This is a genomic window from Nitrobacter vulgaris (assembly GCF_002028545.1).
GTDB classification, from domain to species: Bacteria; Pseudomonadota; Alphaproteobacteria; order Rhizobiales; family Xanthobacteraceae; genus Nitrobacter; species Nitrobacter vulgaris.
The window spans coordinates 1-16,388 of the sequence record NZ_MWPQ01000063.1 but is presented as its reverse complement, the minus strand read 5'-3'; the positions used below and the strand labels follow the sequence as shown (position 1 = coordinate 16,388).

The following is a 16,388-nucleotide window of genomic DNA, read 5'->3' as shown; positions in this document are numbered from 1 at the left end:
CCGATCGCGGGTCACGTTGGAGGTTTGGGCAGCGTGCAGCACCGGGAGTTCGCAATGGCATCGGGCGAGATGTCACAATCGGAGTTCACGGCGTTCCTGGTATCCGTATTTGCGCACCTTGCGGAACTTTCCGTCGATGGCTCGATCCCCTTTCAATGCATGGATTGGCGCCATGTCGACGAAATCCTGCAAGCCGGCCGCAACGCCTATCATGAACTCAAAAATATCTGTGTCTGGGCCAAAAATAATGGCGGCATGGGATCGCTCTATCGTTCGCAGCATGAATTCGTGTTCGTTTTCAAATCAGGGACTAACCCTCACATCAACAACGTTGAACTCGGCAAGCACGGCCGCTATCGCACCAATGTTTGGAGCTACGCGGGCGTGAACAGCTTCGGTACCGATCGTTCCGACCTTGCCCTTCATCCAACCGTCAAACCGGTCGCGCTGGTGGCGGATGCCATCCGGGACTGTTCTCATAGAAAGGGCATTGTCCTCGATGCTTTTGCCGGTTCCGGCACGACCTTGATTGCGGCCGAGCGGACGGGCCGCCGCGGCTACGGTATCGAAATCGACCCGCTCTATTGCGACGTCATTATCCGCAGGCTGCGCACAGTATGCCGCCTTGAAGCCACCCTCGAAGGTGTAGGCAAATCGTTTCAAGGGATCCAGGCCGAACGAACCGGCTAATGCCTGACTAAGAGCTCAAGCTTTTTGCAGGCAAGCACCCTGGCGCGTGGCAGTTATCATTAGACTGCCGTGGTTACGCCCACCGTCGATGATGACAGGCCGCGGAACCGCGCATCCACACAGTTTCACGTCAAACTTACGATGACTATGACGATGAAGAGTGAAGCTCAACGTACTACGCCAGGCAGTCTATTTTCTTATCGGGTTTCGTAACCGGAGCCGTCGCAGCACCACCTTGACGCAGCCATCCTGCTTCTTTCAAACGTCTTATACATCTCTGGCCGGCTTTAAACGCGGCGACCGGCACGGCAGGAACTATCTGTCCCGTACTTCGTTACAGCGGTAATGGCGAAGGATTTTCATCAAGAGACAAGGCCCGACATGGCCAAACATCCCGGCACGCTCCTGCGCGAACAAGTGCTGCCGGGGCTGCATTTATCTGTCAGTCAGGCGGCGCGAGACCTTGGCGTCGCCCGCCAGACTCTCCACCGCATTCTTGCCGGAGAAGCTGCCATCACCCCGGAGATGGCGGCGCGCTTGGAACAGCTTTGCGGCGTATCTTCTGACGTCTGGCTGCGCTGCCAGAACCATTATGAGCTCCAACGCGCAAGGAGTGAACTTAGACCTGTTTTGAAGCGCATACCGCGGCGTCTTCTCTCCGAGACAATCATCAAAAAGATCGGAGCCTAATGATGGACGTTAAGACGAAACTGATAGAACGGGCCCGAACGGGTGTGCCTGGGCTTGATGACGTCTTAGGCGGCGGCCTCACCACCGGGCACGTATTTTTGCTCGAGGGGAATCCCGGGACAGGCAAGACGACTATTGCGCTCCGCTTTCTTCTGGAAGGCGCGGCGGCGGCCGAGCAGTGCCTCTACATTACTCTTTCGGAGACAGAGCAGGAGCTGCGAAACGGTGCCGCCTCGCATGGCTGGACCGTCGATGGCAATATTGAGGTGTTCGAGCTGGCCCCCGCCGAGAGCTTGCTGGATGCCGACCAGCAGCAGACCCTGCTTTACTCCTCCGACCTCGAACTCGGCGAGACCACGTCGTCTCTTCTTAGAGAGTTTGAGCGTGTAAAACCAGGCCGCGTCGTCTTGGACAGTCTGTCAGAAATTCGATTGTTGGCCCAAAGCTCTCTGCGTTATCGACGGCAGATTCTGGCCCTTAAGCATTACTTCTCGCGGCATGGCACGACCGTCCTGTTGCTCGATGATCGAACCACCGAAGCGTCAGACAAAACGACGCACAGCCTGGTACATGGCGTCATCATGCTTGAGGAACTAACGCCGAACTACGGTGCCGAGCGACGCCGCCTTCGAGTTTCCAAATACCGTGGACAGACGTTCCGTGGCGGTTACCATGATTTTGTGATCAGGAAGGGCGGCGTCACTGTCTTCCCCAGGTTAGTGGCGTCCGAACATCGGACGGGCTTCGTGCGGCGCCAGATCAAGAGCGGCGTTCCGGAGCTCGATGCCCTTCTTGGCGGGGGCATCGAACAAGGATCGAGCACCTTGATATTGGGCCCCGCCGGCACGGGAAAGAGCACTTTTGCGCTCCAATTTCTCACGGCCGCATGCCAGCGCGGTGAAAAAGCAGCGATGTTCATCTTTGACGAAGAGCTTGGTCTGCTGTTCGAGCGCGCGAAGGTCATGGGATTCGCGCTGGAGGAATTACGCGACGCGGGCCTACTTCATATTGAGCAGCTCGATGCCGCGGAATTATCGCCGGGCGAGTTCGCTCAGCGGGTCCGCGACCGGGTTGATCAGGCGCAAGCAAAAACAGTCTTAATAGATAGCCTCAACGGTTATCGGGCGGCGATGCCGGAGGAGAATTCGCTCGTCCTGCATATCCATGAATTGATCCAGTACCTGAACCGGCAAGGGGCGAACACGTTTCTGACCGTGGCGCAACATGGGCTCGTCGGCGACATGAAGACCCCGGTCGATGTCACCTACCTTGCGGACACCGTCATCCTGCTGCGCTATTTCGAGGCATCGGGAAAGGTGCGCCGCGCAGTCTCGATCATAAAAAAGAGGACCGGGAGACACGAGGAGACGATCAGAGAATTCCGTATCAACGAGAGCGGCCTCAGATTGGGCGAGCCTCTTGATCAATTTCAAGGAATTCTCCGGGGTGTCCCGACATTCGTCGGAGGTGGACCGCTTCTAGCCAAGCAAGCTGCGGGGGATGGTCATTCCTAATTCGGCCACCACCAGAGCGGTGATCTTTGCCCCGCACGGCCGCGACGCAACGATCGCGCGCACTCTCCTGGAAGGGGCTGGTATCCGTTCGATTGTTTGTGCAAATCCGCTTGAGTTCGAAAGCAGTCTGGATGAGGACGCCTGCTTCGCCGTGGTCACGGAGGAAGCTTTGCGGCTCGCCAATTTGCAGGGAGTCCGGACGCGCCTTTCAGCTCAGCCGGCGTGGTCGGACCTGCCGTTCATCATCTTGACCGAGCGCAATCCCGCATCAGAACCTAGCTCAGAAGCAACGGCGCTCTATGAGATCGCCGGCAATGTCACTCTCCTGGAGCGGCCATTCCGGCCCGCGACATTTGTCAGCGTCGCCCGGACGGCATTCAAAGCCCGCCGGCGCCAGTTCGAGGCGCGTAATCTCATCGAGGAACTCCATGAGGGCGAGGAGCGTCTGCGCACGGCCCTGCTCGCAGGCCATCTCGGCACGTGGGAACTGGATGCGACCGATTTGAGGTTGACCGCGTCGGCAGCCTTTAAGGCACTTTTCGGCTGCGTTTCGAACGATCCTTTCTCCTACGAAAACCTGCTCAATAGCATCCACGGTGACGATCGGGAGCGTATACGGGAGACCGTGCGTATCACGGTCGAGAAGGGCGCCGATTGTGCCGTTGAGTTCCGAAATGTATGGCCGGACGGCAGCATTCATTGGGCTGACATCAGGGCACGCCAGGTACGCGACAGGGCCGGCCGCCATCCGCGTCTGGTCGGGGTGGCGTCAGACATCACCGATCGTAAGACGAACCAGGAAGACATGACGAAGCTCAACGAGATGCTTGAGGAACGTGTTGCAACAAGGACCGCCGAATTGAGGGAGGCGCACGCCACCGTGCTTGCTGAAATCACGCAAAGAGAGCGGGCGGAAGAGCAGCTCCGACAGGCCCAGAAGATGGAGATGATCGGCCAACTGACTGGCGGCGTTGCCCACGACTTCAACAATCTTCTGATGGCGGTGCTGGGCAACCTTGATCTGCTGCGCAAGCATATACCAGATGACCCGAGGACCGCGCGTCTCATAAACGGGGCATTGCAGGGTGCACAACGGGGAGCGGCACTCACTCAACGTCTGCTCGCCTTCGCCCGACGGCAGGACCTAAAGGTAGAACCCAAGAATTTGGCAGATCTCGTCCGCGGGGCCGCCGATTTGATAGAGCGCTCAGCCGGCACTCACATCGAACTGCGTCAGAACCTTCCCCCGGATCTTCCGCTGGCTTTGGTGGACGCCAATCAGATCGAACTCGCCGTACTCAATCTGGTCGTCAACGCCCGCGATGCCATGCCCGACGGTGGGGTCCTATCAATCACGATTGATCATGTAAAAATTCCGAAAACCTCCGACCTCCCAGCAGGGCATTACGTGCGGTTGGTCGTGGGCGACACTGGACACGGGATGGATGCCGATACAATAGAGAAGGCGACGGAGCCGTTTTTCTCGACGAAAGGGATTGGGAAAGGCACAGGTCTAGGGCTCTCGATGGTCCATGGATTGGCAGTACAGCTCAATGGCGCGTTACGGCTGACGAGTGAGGTCGGCGTCGGCACCAAAGCGGAGTTGTGGCTGCCGGTCACCACCATGATCGCTGCTAAAGAGAAAGCGACAGAGCCCTGCTCGAGCGGTGAGGCGGCGGAGAAGATAACCATTCTTGTCGTTGACGACGACGCTCTCATCGCCATGAGCACCGTCGATATGCTTGAAGATCTTGGTCACGAAGTCATTGAAGCTAATTCAGGCGACCGCGCGCTTGAAATCCTCCGCCAAGACCGAGCCATTGACCTCTTAGTGACAGACTATTCGATGCCGCGGATGAATGGCGCGCAGCTCGCGGCCGCAGCTCGGCAAATCCGCCCTGAGCTTCCCGTGCTGTTGGCGACCGGCTATGCGGAGCTGCCGACAGGGTCAGGTAATGGCCTGCCGAAGATTGGCAAACCCTATCAGCAGGAGCAACTGGCAACGGAAATCAAGCGAGTACTGAAACAGAGCACTGGGTCGCAAAGCCTTCCGTTCTGAGCTGAACGCGGTTCTCCTTTTCGTCAGCTCTTCGAGGAAGCCGTCGATCCACCTCTCATTAAGAAGATCTCCGTCGCAATTCTCTCGCCTTAAATATCACGGGCTTCGAATAGCCCGAGCTTCACCAAAGATCGGCGAGGATGACGTTCTGCGGTGTCCGTTACTGGAGCTTCCTCGCGCGCCGGATCGGGTCTCGCATCGGTCGCATGAATGAGCGAGAGAGTCCCTTCCAAGGGCGCGCTAGTACCCAAGCAACGCGACATGCGTAAGTATTGTGCGCGCTATCCTGCTCATCACTCGCCACGGCACTGTAGGTTGTGATTTCTGGGGGACCTTTTGCATCATCTGATCGAACGAGCCGAGCTCTCTGTATCGAAGTCGCGACCGCTCGCAACCACCCACTTGCAGGACGAATATTGTTTCTCCGCGTCGATGTCGGGATCGCGGGCACATCATCCGCAATGACGATGGCGTTGCCATACGCATGATCGGGGCAATGCTGGATTTCACCGAGCGTCAGCGGACCGGGCAGAGCTCGCCGTCAATGAGGAACGCCTTAGTTTAGCGACTCAGGCAGCCGAGGTTGGCTTCTGAGAGGTTGACCTTATCCACGACGTCCATATTTGGCCGCCCATCTTCAAACAGATGTTCTGCATCTCGGCGGAGGCACCCGCCTCCATGACTGATTTCTACAATGGGTTACATCCCGAGGACCGCGACCGGACATTCTAAGCAATTACCGGCGCGTACGATCCCTTTGCAATTGTATTAGCTGTCAATCATTAGCCTGAAGCCGCGAATTTTGGACCAAGAGCACGGTCAACAGCGGCGCCGTTACTCCTACCAATGCCCCTGTGATCAGCAGCCAGCCGAGCTGGCTGTAATCGGCGGGCACCTGGACTGTTCCGGTCGATTGGTCTTTAACCTCGCGAGTCACGATAAATATCTGGTTCAGATATTTCGTAAGGAGACTGCTAGCAGTCAGCGCCATGTTAGTGAACGACGCCATCACAGCAAAGAACGTTGCCTTGAGTTCGACCGGAGCATTGCGTGCGATCCACGCCAACATGGGGATCATCGCGATCTGACCCAAGGGAGATTCCAGGGTGGTATCGATGATCGCGATAAAACGCGCATCGACTACGCCGCCGGTGGCGCGTGCGGTCCATTCCTGAACGCCGAAGTAAAGGCCAATGTTGGGCAAAGCAAGAATGCCTGAGGCCAACGTCAGCAGGACTACGATGTAGGCGATCGACCACCTTGCCATCAATGGCCTCAGAAGCACCATGCCGATGAGCGCGAAACAGGATCCTATCAACGAAAGAACGGACAGGAATTGCTGGTCGAAACCGAGCCGATCGATAAGGAACCATGTTGCTCCAGCGCCTGGCAGCGGGACCGCGCGAAACACGAAGATTATGATCGCTGTACCGATCAGCGCTTGCGCCTTGGCCCGTGGCAGTTTCTGAATGAGCTGGTAGATGAGGGTCGTAATGATTGCCATCGATCCACAGAACACGATCTCTTGTGCTAGTGGGATATCGCTGATCCCGATAATCAGCGTTAAAGCTACGAATGCGGCGCCCCCGCTGAATATCCTATAGTCAGGGTTTGTTGTTTGGCTCTGCGAATAGATGAGTCGTTCGGCCTCATCCGCGTTAACGCCATGTGCTCGCAAGCGTCTCGCGCGTGCAGCCAACATGACCTGAGAGAGAATCACGCCGCTGACTGACACAACAGGAATGGCGAGCGCCATCGCGTAGATACTAGCGTATACAGCTGCCTTCTGACCTTGCTCGAGCCCCTCCACACCAGCAAACATCACGATGTTAAGCAATGCGACGACGATCAGCCCGGTTATGAACGCGATGCGGCCCAAGGTCTGCATCGTGGTATGGAGCGCCTTGCTCTCCGCTTCAGAAAGCGCTTCACCGTCCGGGCCGACGCGCGGCACCGCTTCGACCGACATCGCATCCGCAACTGTGTCCTGCACGACATAGCCGGCTGGCGCGAGTAGGCTGCTCAGCACGAACCAGGCTTCCACACTCATCCATTCACGCATCTCGACAGTTTGCGTGACAAGCGCGAACATGATGCAAAGGCTCGCGGCGATCAACGCAGCGCCAAGGTAGACCAGAAGTGCCTTCCAGCGCCAAACGAGATCGACCAAATGGCCCAGTGGCATTTTCAGCGTCCACGGCAGCCCAGCCCAGAACGCGAGCGCGGCCAGGAACGCGGCCGAAAGTCCGAGATACTCCTTAACGAAGAACGTTCCCACGATGCCGGTAAATCCGGAGAACCCGCCCGCGAAATAGATCATAAGCGGTGGCAGAAATGACCAGCGTAGCTGCCGAGAGATGTCTGTGAATGCTCGTTCAAACGTAACTTGCGCAGCCCTCAACATGCTCTCATTCTCAATTTGCCCGCGTCCTGAGTTCGAAAACTGACTTGTCAACGCATCGTTCCTCATCGGTCTAGGAACGAGTCAGGCTTCGGCACACGTGCGCTTTCTGAACTCTATGCACAGGTGTCTTCAGTGGAGCTGCTCCAAGTCAGCAACTAACAGCAACTCCAACAGGTCACCGATCTGAAGCTGAGGTGCCTTAGGCACACGCCTTATCCTGTCTAATGAACGCAAGGCGCATATCAAGCTCGCGCGATTTCTGCAGGCAAAAACACTCGGCAGACTCCTCATTGGGTTTGGCTTATCAGATGGGCGGCATGATTGTCATCTTCTCAGCGAGGACGCAGCCCGCGCACCTCTGCCTTCGGAGATTTCGACGAGGACTGTGTGTAAAGCACCGTTGCGGTCGAGCGTCAGTTGCACACGCTCGCCGATACGAGCCAGCCCGATCTTGTTGCGAAGTTGTGCGGCACTGCGAATGGCAACGCCGTCCGCAGCGATGATGATATCGCCTTCGCGAAGGCCTGCCGCCTCGGCCGAAGATCCTCGGAGGATATCGACGATCAAAGCACCCTCGCTCCTTCGGGCAACTTTTTCCTCTGACCTGACCGTGCTCAGGTCCTGAACCGACACGCCGATGTGTCCGCGCCGCACGGAGCCGGATTCGACGATCTGTTCCATGACCCGCCGTGCCATATTGATTGGTACGGCAAAGCCGATTCCGACATTACCACCGCCCGGTGAAATGATCGCGGTGTTGATGCCCACGAGTTCACCTCTCAAACTGATCAATGCGCCGCCAGAGTTTCCGGGATTGATCGGCGCGTCAGTTTGGATGAAATCCTCATAGCCCTGCTTGCTAAGACCAGTGCGACCCAGCGCACTCACAAGACCGGAGGTCACCGTTTGACCCAGGCCGAACGGGTTGCCAACGGCTATCACGAAGTCGCCGACCTCCAGTTTGTCGCTATCGCCCAACTGGATGGCCTTGAGATTGTTTCCACGCTGGATTTGGAGCACTGCTATATCGGTTCCCGGATCGCGCCCGATCAGTCTCGCCGAAAATCTCCTGCCGTCTTTTGTCGTGATTTGAGCGGTCGATATTTCCGCCACGACATGGTTGGCGGTGAGGACATATCCGTGTTGTGCGTCGACGATGACCCCCGATCCTGTGGCCTGGACTTCTCTCTCCAGCTGCCGCGGCAAGTCAAAAAATTCGCGAAAGAAAGGATCACGATAGAGCGGATTGTCCTCCTTGACGCGGCCACGAACGGAGATATTGACGACCGCAGGCGTGACCTCGCGTACCAGGGGAGCAAGTGTGGGGAGGTGCCCCCCACCCAGATCTGGGATTTGAGCGAAGGCAGGGCACCACGATAGTGACGTTCCGATCACTATCAACGTGAGAAGAATAGGCCGTAGCGCTGCGGATAGACGATTAGTTATCATAGCGATGTTGGCATGGTTCGGTTTAGATGTCGCAGTCAGATCACCGTCGGGGTGAGTTGCAACTGCCTCAGCTCGTGCGCGCTGAATTATCTTGGAATGATGATTTTGACTTCAAGCCCTGATTTGTCTTTCTGAGCGCGAAAGAAGGGGCTGCAGCAGCTCTACTCGAAAAAGAGCGCCTGCTTTTCCCCTCAGATCAGCTGTTTCCAAAACTATCAACCGGCTCACCTGCAGGTTTCGGGGGCGGTCACATCTGCGGGGTCCCGGTCTAACACAACGCCAAACTTGGCGCGCTTGGCGGCGGGTCGCAGGGGCAGCTTTGCCGACGCCTTCGCGGTTTCTGGAAGCACGACACTTTCTCTCGGACATTCGCCCAATCATAAGGTCTATAACGTCCTCGTTGGTCAGTTGCTTCTCAGGGATAGGGGTTCTGTCAGTTTTGTCCGTACAACGGCGAGGCACTCCCCGGATTTTCATAATACTAGGAAACAGGTTGCATGGGACAGCAGCCGGTGCCCGTACCCTCGCCCCCGAGGACACTCGTCGCGGCAGCGAAAATTCAGCGCCGTAATCAAATTGGGGTCACCATTGTTCGGTTCTCTCTTCCGTGTAGGCAGTGAGGGCAGTACGGGCCCGAGCCAAATCCTCTCGCGCGACCCCAAGGATCTGCTCAGCCGCATCGAGCGCCGCGAAAGCTCCCACCGAAGGGTCTGGACGTTCCGCCGTAACTATAACCCAGGCGGCGTCAATCTTTGCGAGCGCCGCATGCAAATTCGCGATAGCGCGCCCGATTGCGTCGTAAAGCTCAATCTCCTGTTCGGCTATGACCTTCTTCGACATTGTCGACCCTTTTCCGATCGTTAAAGCTCAACGCGCGTCACAAGCTGCTCACGCGAGGCAAGTGGGTCCATCGGCGTCGAGTGCCATCATTCGTTTCGCGGTTCACCGCGGCGGCGATCTTGGAAGCCAACTCCTCATCTAATAAAGGGGGAATCGGCGGCTGAGCGGCCGCCGACCTCGCTCATGATCAGCTCTTGATCGCGATGCGCTTCACCTGTGATTGAGCCTTCGGGCTTTTAGGAAGCAAGACGTTAAGCACACCGTTTTTGAACCGCGCCTCGATCTTATCTTCCTCGACCTCCACCCCGAGCGGAATGCGCCGCTCAAAGTGGCCATAGAAGCGTTCGGAGAATTGCTTCTCCTTGTCCTCCACCTCAGAGCGCTTCTCCCCCTTCAACGTCAGCACCCCGTCGTCGAGGTACACCTCAATATCCTTTTCTTCGAGACCAGGTATCTCGGCCGTTACCTTGATCTCCTTGTCACTGTCGGAGATCTCGACGTTCGGCCAGGCTCCGTTGAAAGATGACAGCGATCCAAACGCAGGCACGCGATCATCAAAGCCACGGAAGACATCGTCGAATAGCCGGTTCATTTCCCGATGCAGCGAGAGGAACGGATTGCGATCGTTGTCGCGGAACACCGTAGGAACCTGATTGTTGGAGCGGCCCCACGGAATCAAATCACGGACACTCATGGTTACCTCCTTTCTGTTTCGGTCAGTTTCACAGCTCTCCCATCGCGTCGGGCAGACGGCCCGACGCCTTATGGAAGCTGCCCTGACGAAAGCCTTAAGCGGCCTGCTTCTCAGCCTCGATCTGCTTTGTCATGGCCTTGGGCAGCGCCTCGCCCGCGGCGATGGCGATGCGGCGCGGCTTCATCTCTTCCGGAAGCTCACGCTTCAGGTCAATAGTTAGCAGACCGTTCACCAGGTTCGCGCTTACGACCTTCACGTGGTCGGCAAGTTCAAAGCGGCGCCGGAAGGCTCGCGCGGCAATACCGCGATGCAGATACTGCCCGCTCGCTTCATCCTGCTCCGACTTCTGTCCCGCGACTAGGAGCATGTTCTGCTCTTGCGTGATCGTCAGGTCAGCCTCGGTCAAGCCGGCCACCGCCATGCTGATGCGGTAGTCGTCCTCACTCGTCCTGACGATGTCGTAAGGTGGCCACGTATCAATCGATGTCACGCGGCTCGCAGACTCAAGCGTATCCAGCATGCGATCGAAACCGATGGTCGATCGGAACAGAGGCTGAAAATCGAAAGTGCTTCTCATAGCCATATCCTCCTTGGAAGCAACATGGATACAAGGGCGCCAAAGAGCTGGCGCCCTTTGGAAAACCATCTCTTCATCAGCAGATGGCGATTTTGATTTGGGTGCGACTCGGCTTCCGTCAAGAGGTCGAAAATCGCGAAAACGAGCCCCGCACAAACATGGAACGTTTGTGATTTGGTATCGTTCGTGATCAGAAGCCGGTGAAGAACGGAGGTAGAAGATGGCTCTCACACGCGACGATGTTCTCTCCGTTATCGGTCCCGCCGATGAGATTTTGGTGACTGAAATCATTGCGACCGAAGCGACAACCGAGGAATTGACCCATGCCTGGGCCTGGGCAAATAACGATGAAGCGTTGATCAATGAAGGCCGGCCTCTGCCCAGCGGCCGGACCGCCGAACTGGTCGAACTTCTCACCCCACAAGATGACGAGGAAGAACGAGCCTCATAGCGGCCGAGTTCGCGGGATACAACTGCGCCATGCGTACAGCATCGCCACCACGGGGAGTTGCCTGACGCCTGGGAGGCAGAAAAAATTCTAAGAGTCCTCTTGAAAAGCGCAGGGATTTTTCTAATTGGATTTTCGCCGCTGGAGAAGCGGTCTCGAGCGCCAGAAGGGCTCGAGGATTGAGACGGGCGCCGGACGGGTGTCCGACGTCCGCTCGTATCCATCTTGCTCCAAGGAGGATTTGGCTATGAGAGCCTATAATTTTGCACCCCTGTGGCGATCCACCATCGGATACGACCACCTTCTCGACCTCTTTGATGCGGCGCAACGCACCGAGGGCGAGGATCACTATCCCCCGTACGACATCGAGCGGCAGTCTGAAGACCGCTATCAGATCTCACTAGCGCTCGCCGGGTTCACGCCGAATGAAATTGCAGTGACTGCCGAACGCAACGTGCTCTCGATTGAAGGACGCAAGACAGAAGCGGTCAAGAAGGATTACCTGTACCAGGGGATTTCGGCGCGCCAGTTCAAGCGCACCTTCAATCTCGCCGACGACGTCAAAGTCGAAGGTGCGACATTCGAGAATGGTCTACTGCAGATCAAGCTGGTGAAGGAAATTCCCGAGACCATGAAGCCTCGGCGCATTCCCATCGGCGGCGGTCCTGATCCGCAGATCGAAAAGAGGCGGGCCGCTTAACCGCACAGATCACAACCAATCGCCGCCCGATGTGTCGATAGACCCCAATGAAAGGAGAAGGAGGGGAAAATGAAACGTGCCGTTCATGATCAAATTGCATCGATTGAGTTTCGCCCGGATGCGCATCACCGCTCCGTTCAAGCGGTCCTCAAAGACCCGCAGCTTTCTTCGGACGAAAAGCGGGCCATTCTATCGGCCTGGGCATCCGATATGTATGCAGTCGAATCCTCACCAATGCTGAGAATGGTTCCGGGCCATACGACGCCGCTCCGGTTGAACGAAATTCTGGGCGCTCTACGCGGCCTGGATGATGACGATCCGCCGCCACGCGGCGGTGCGGCGATGCGAATGCCGGCCGGAAACATAGACGCTGATAGCCGTGCGACTATCGCTCCGGTGGTGTACCACCTCGCGCGCCTGCGGCGAGAGGCAGACCTGCGAGCTGCGTCGATAAAGGCGCATCGAGCCAATATCCGGCGCTACAAGCGGATCCTGCAGACCGATCTCACGGAGGTGGAACGTCAGTTCGTTGTCCGGCGATTGGCTGAAGAACGCGCCGCTATCCAGAACTTGGCGCAGGCGTAGATATCGGGAGTGTAGAAGACATGAAAAAGCTTGCTCTTGGAATCGCCGCGGCAGCAACGCTCCTCATCGGGACGGTTGCGCCGGCCTCGGCTTATTGGCGTCATCACTATTGGGGCGGTCCGGCAATCGCCCCTGGCGTTGCTCTTGGGTTGGTTGCGGGGACGTTCGCCGCCGCAGCGGCACCCCCCGTCTACTATGGGCCCCTCTATGGCCCGGCTCGTTATTACTATTATGGCCCACCGTATCGGGTGGTCCATCCATTTCCCCCGGTTTACCCGTACTGGTACGGCTGGTGATAAGAAAAAGGCTCGGCTCCCACCGGGCTTTTTTTGTCGGGGAGTAACCAACGTCTCCGGTTCATCCTGCCCGTTGGACGGTTTATTACTATGAGATACGCCACCTATGCAGGCTGCTCAGCGTCTAACTCGAACCTTTGAACCAAAGACACCAAGTATCGACGTGGGATCCGTTTGCAGACTTCCATTTCGTAATCACCGGCGGGGATAGCGGCATATCGGCCGGGCCGTGGCTATCGGATATGCGCGAGTGGGCGCGGACATCCTCATCGCCTACTCAACGAGCAAGAGAACGCAGATGAGGCGCCCCAAAACGTCTGCTCCAGCCGAATGCGACGCGCGATGTGCTCCTTCTGAAACTCCATCAAGCTAGCGAGCCGCTTTCGGGCCTCATACGCATTGAAATCGAACCCGCCGCAAAAACACAAGTTCAAGAAGGGAAGCCGTTTCCTTTAGGGGCGACCTGGGATGGTCTTGGCGTCAATTTCGCGATCTTTTCGGCGAATGCCACAAAGGTCGAACTCTGCCTTTTTGATGACGACGGCGAGACCGAGCTCGAGAGGATCGAGCTTCCCGAGTACACCGACGAGGTATGGCACGGCTACCTACCAACTGCTCGGCCCGGAACAGTCTATGGATATCGCGTTCACGGCCCATTTGAGCCGTTGGCCGGGCACCGCTTTAATCCCAACAAGCTTCTGCTTGATCCCTATGCGAAGCAATTGGTCGGCGAACTGCGTTGGGGACCTGAGCTCTTCGGCTATGAACTCGGCCATCCGGACAAAGACTTATCCTTTGACAACCGTCTGTTCAACAAGCGTGGACGCAAGCCTTGGTCGACGGTCAACTTTATCACCGCTCACGATGGGTTTAATCTGAATGACGTTGTGTCCTACGACCATAAACACAACGAAGCGAACGGCGAAGACAATCGTGATGGCCACTCCAACAACCATTCCTGGAACCATGGGGTCGAAGGGCCGACTGACGATCAGAACATCGTTCGATTGAGAGAGCGCCAAAAACGCAACCTTCTGGCAACCACGATTCTGTCACTTGGCACGCCAATGCTGCTCGCTGGTGATGAGTTTGGCCATACACAAAGTGGAAATAACAACGCTTACGCCCAGGATAACGAGACGAGTTGGCTCGACTGGACATCACAATCATCCCCGGGGCGTGAGCTCCGCGAGTTCACGCGAAAGCTCATTGCCATCCGGCGCGCTTTTCCGATTCTCAACCGCACGCGCTTCCCCCTCGGAACCTACAATGACGAACTGGACGTTAAGGACGTCACATGGCTTTCACCTGATGGTCGCGAGATGACAGCAGAGCAATGGCAGGACGATAATGCTCGATGCTTCGGTATGCTACTTGACGGTCGTGCCCAGCGGACAGGAATCAAACGCCGCGGTTCGGATACAACCATTCTTCTCGCCTATAATTCGTATCATGACGTGGTGAACTTGACCTTGCCAGATGTCAGTGATGGGACACAGTGGCTTTGTATCATCGATACCAACCAACCGGACCAGCAACCCGCGGCGTACCCAACCGGCCATGTCTTTGAATTAACGGGGCGATCATTTGTCGGTTTTGCACTGTCGACGCGGGGTCACTCGGTCGGTCAATTGCGGCAAATGATGGGATCAATCTCTGCCGTGAACCTGCCCGATGACTGAGACTCTCGTCGGAAAGTCGGCCTGATCTTCGTCACCGCAAACGCGGCTGAATCGACGTCAGGCTGACTGTCCGGCGAGCAGGGCCAAAGCGAACTGATGCTCTTCACAGGTGGTGAATGCTATCACGCGGGCCACAATGGAGGCGTCCGTGTTCCGGAGAGATCTCACCGCGATCTCTCCGGTGTTTCAAACTCAGATTAGTAGCGTCGACGACCGCCGTAAAACGCGCGGCCTCCGTAATAGCCGCGGCCACCATAATAACCGCGACCACCCCAGCCTCCGCGATAGCCCCAGCCTCGATATCCGCCATAGTAACCGCGGCCCCACCCGCCATAATACGCCGGAGCATAGCCGCCATAATACGCTGGAGCATAGCCACCCCAGCCGCCATAGTAGGCCGGTCTATAGCCATATCCATAGTACGGGCCTCCGCCATAATACCCGTACGGTCCATAGAAGGAGCTCGCAGCTGCGCCCGCTGCGAGCGCGCCGACGGCAAGGCCGACTCCAAGACCAGGTCCAAATCGCTGAGCCTGAGCAGGTGCCGATACGACGAGGGCGCTGCCGACCGTGGCTACGGTCGCAATTATCATCAGCTTCTTCTTCATGCCGCTATCCTCTCTCCAAAACATCAAATCCGGTGCATAACGCGTTCTATTTTACGTTGGTTGCAATGCGCTCGGCTTGGGCACTTCCTTCTCAGATTTATGGTTTATTCTCTCCTGCGACGTGCTTTCCCGGCCCGTCGGGAATGGCAAGCAGTGCAATCTGAGTGAGGCGAGGTAGCGCAAACAAAAGCCGCCAGTGCCTAATGGGCGCTGACGGCTTCCTTGGCATTTCGCGGCGGTTACGGCGCGACCTGGATCAGTGACGCGATCCCGGAAAAGCGGGGTCAGAGTGATCCAAGTCCATGCCGGAGGGCACGGTCCTATCGCGAACCACGATCGGCTGACATCTGGAAGTTACACCTCCGAAATCACCGTGCCTCCCAACTTCTCCGCGCTCCTACGCAGCATCGGCTTCCGCATTGCGGCCACCGAAGTGACGGGAATGGAGCTTGGGTCCTGACGCCGCCTCCTCCGGTGAGGGTACTGTCTGTCGGCGTCGCGCCTAAAAAATAATCGCCAGTGCCTAGAAAAATGATTCGCGCTTTGCCGATTTCAGGCGCACATTAGCGCGCTACTCCTTCGCATATGACGAAACCGCTTTGTCGCGCTCAGCCTTCCTCGCAGGGAAAGGAACAGCCGTCATGAGCCTGCATATCCGCGTCAAGCACGATAAGACCTTCCAGGAGCGCCTCGACGAAGAGGCGCAGCGCCTCCTAGAAGAGGCGGAGAAATCCCCTTCCGAAGCGTACCGCGACCTCCTCATGCGCCGCGTCAGCCAGATCGAAGCGTCTTCGCGCGTGCAGAAATGGCTCGCGTCGGCCGAGCTCCGGCGGCCGACATGACGGACCCTTCCGAGATCCTGATCATGCTCCGCTTGCCGGACGGTCCCAAATGGATGTCCGACCATAACGTCGGACGGAGCAGGCCAGGTATGACCTCGACAGGCAGGCGTGGCTGAGGCTCGCCGCGGACTGGAACGCGCTCGCCGAAGGCGCGCTGCGGAGGCGTCCCGATTGGTAAGCTGTCAATCGGCTCGCAAATTTGACCCCGTATTGGAGTGGGCCCCTGGTGCTGGACAGAATCAGACTGCTGATTTGACCATGGGCCGGATATGTTGCTCCTCGAACTGCACGGGGCTGATGTAGCCGAGCG

General features: G+C 57.3%; 16 protein-coding genes. 10 read left to right on the top strand and 6 right to left on the bottom strand.

Translation table 11 applies throughout. From position 1 onward, the window contains the following. The 4 genes from B2M20_RS17610 to B2M20_RS17595 form a co-directional block, all read left to right on the top strand. The coding region (locus B2M20_RS17610) for a DNA-methyltransferase (RefSeq protein ID WP_139372948.1) at positions 1-690 on the top strand (690 nt) is incomplete at its 5' end. A gap of 381 nt (positions 691-1,071) precedes the next feature. Beyond that, positions 1,072-1,380, top strand: coding sequence for a HigA family addiction module antitoxin (locus tag B2M20_RS17605; RefSeq protein WP_244553582.1), 309 nt, complete (start codon positions 1,072-1,074; stop codon positions 1,378-1,380). Beyond that, on the top strand, positions 1,380-2,894 hold the full coding sequence (locus tag B2M20_RS17600; protein ID WP_079448328.1) for a DUF7125 family protein: 1,515 nt from the start codon (positions 1,380-1,382) through the stop codon (positions 2,892-2,894). Before B2M20_RS17605 ends, B2M20_RS17600 begins: the two co-directional genes overlap by 1 nt. Further along, on the top strand, positions 2,881-4,953 hold the full coding sequence (locus tag B2M20_RS17595; RefSeq protein ID WP_079448327.1) for a hybrid sensor histidine kinase/response regulator: 2,073 nt from the start codon (positions 2,881-2,883) through the stop codon (positions 4,951-4,953). The genes B2M20_RS17600 and B2M20_RS17595 overlap by 14 nt, the downstream gene beginning before the upstream one ends. A gap of 775 nt (positions 4,954-5,728) precedes the next feature. Here B2M20_RS17595 and B2M20_RS17590 read toward each other — a convergent pair. The 5 genes from B2M20_RS17590 to B2M20_RS17570 all read right to left on the bottom strand — a co-directional run bounded on the left by B2M20_RS17590 (position 5,729) and on the right by B2M20_RS17570 (position 10,917). Continuing rightward, on the bottom strand, positions 5,729-7,273 hold the full coding sequence (locus B2M20_RS17590) for an MFS transporter (protein WP_201789037.1): 1,545 nt from the start codon (positions 7,271-7,273) through the stop codon (positions 5,729-5,731). A gap of 408 nt (positions 7,274-7,681) precedes the next feature. Then, the gene (locus B2M20_RS17585) at positions 7,682-8,806 is read right to left on the bottom strand and encodes a trypsin-like peptidase domain-containing protein (protein ID WP_079448325.1); all 1,125 of its coding nucleotides are present in this window, start codon (positions 8,804-8,806) and stop codon (positions 7,682-7,684) included. Between the two features lie 582 nt (positions 8,807-9,388). After that, positions 9,389-9,646 (bottom strand): hypothetical protein, encoded by a 258-nt coding sequence (locus B2M20_RS17580; RefSeq protein WP_079448324.1) that lies wholly within the window; start codon positions 9,644-9,646, stop codon positions 9,389-9,391. A 187-nt stretch (positions 9,647-9,833) separates the two neighbouring features. Beyond that, on the bottom strand, positions 9,834-10,340 hold the full coding sequence (locus tag B2M20_RS17575; protein ID WP_079448323.1) for an Hsp20/alpha crystallin family protein: 507 nt from the start codon (positions 10,338-10,340) through the stop codon (positions 9,834-9,836). 94 nt (positions 10,341-10,434) lie between these two features. After that, complete coding sequence (locus B2M20_RS17570; protein ID WP_079448322.1) at positions 10,435-10,917, bottom strand: Hsp20 family protein; 483 nt, start codon at positions 10,915-10,917, stop codon at positions 10,435-10,437. A gap of 220 nt (positions 10,918-11,137) precedes the next feature. On the opposite strand from B2M20_RS17570, the gene B2M20_RS17565 reads away from it, so the two are divergent. From B2M20_RS17565 to B2M20_RS17545, 5 genes are all read left to right on the top strand, one after another. Beyond that, a complete protein-coding gene (locus B2M20_RS17565; protein WP_079448321.1) occupies positions 11,138-11,368 on the top strand; it encodes a hypothetical protein in 231 nt (76 codons plus the stop codon). Between the two features lie 244 nt (positions 11,369-11,612). Next, positions 11,613-12,065 (top strand): Hsp20 family protein, encoded by a 453-nt coding sequence (locus tag B2M20_RS17560; protein WP_079448320.1) that lies wholly within the window; start codon positions 11,613-11,615, stop codon positions 12,063-12,065. A 69-nt stretch (positions 12,066-12,134) separates the two neighbouring features. Next, a complete protein-coding gene (locus B2M20_RS17555) occupies positions 12,135-12,650 on the top strand; it encodes a hypothetical protein (RefSeq protein ID WP_079448319.1) in 516 nt (171 codons plus the stop codon). Positions 12,651-12,670: 20 nt separating this feature from the next. After that, positions 12,671-12,946, top strand: a complete 276-nt coding sequence (locus B2M20_RS19275; protein ID WP_079448318.1) for a hypothetical protein — start codon at positions 12,671-12,673, stop codon at positions 12,944-12,946. A gap of 392 nt (positions 12,947-13,338) precedes the next feature. Then, on the top strand, positions 13,339-14,628 hold the full coding sequence (locus B2M20_RS17545) for a GlgX family protein (RefSeq protein WP_079448330.1): 1,290 nt from the start codon (positions 13,339-13,341) through the stop codon (positions 14,626-14,628). Between the two features lie 197 nt (positions 14,629-14,825). On the opposite strand, the gene B2M20_RS20715 is transcribed toward B2M20_RS17545, so the two are convergent. Next, positions 14,826-15,236 carry a hypothetical protein gene (locus tag B2M20_RS20715; protein WP_079448317.1) on the bottom strand — a complete coding sequence of 137 codons (411 nt, stop codon included), beginning with the start codon at positions 15,234-15,236 and terminating at the stop codon, positions 14,826-14,828. 641 nt (positions 15,237-15,877) lie between these two features. Here B2M20_RS20715 and B2M20_RS17535 point away from each other — a divergent pair. Continuing rightward, positions 15,878-16,078: a hypothetical protein gene (locus B2M20_RS17535; RefSeq protein ID WP_079448316.1), complete on the top strand. Its 201-nt coding sequence runs from the start codon at positions 15,878-15,880 to the stop codon at positions 16,076-16,078. Positions 16,079-16,388 lie beyond the last annotated feature (310 nt).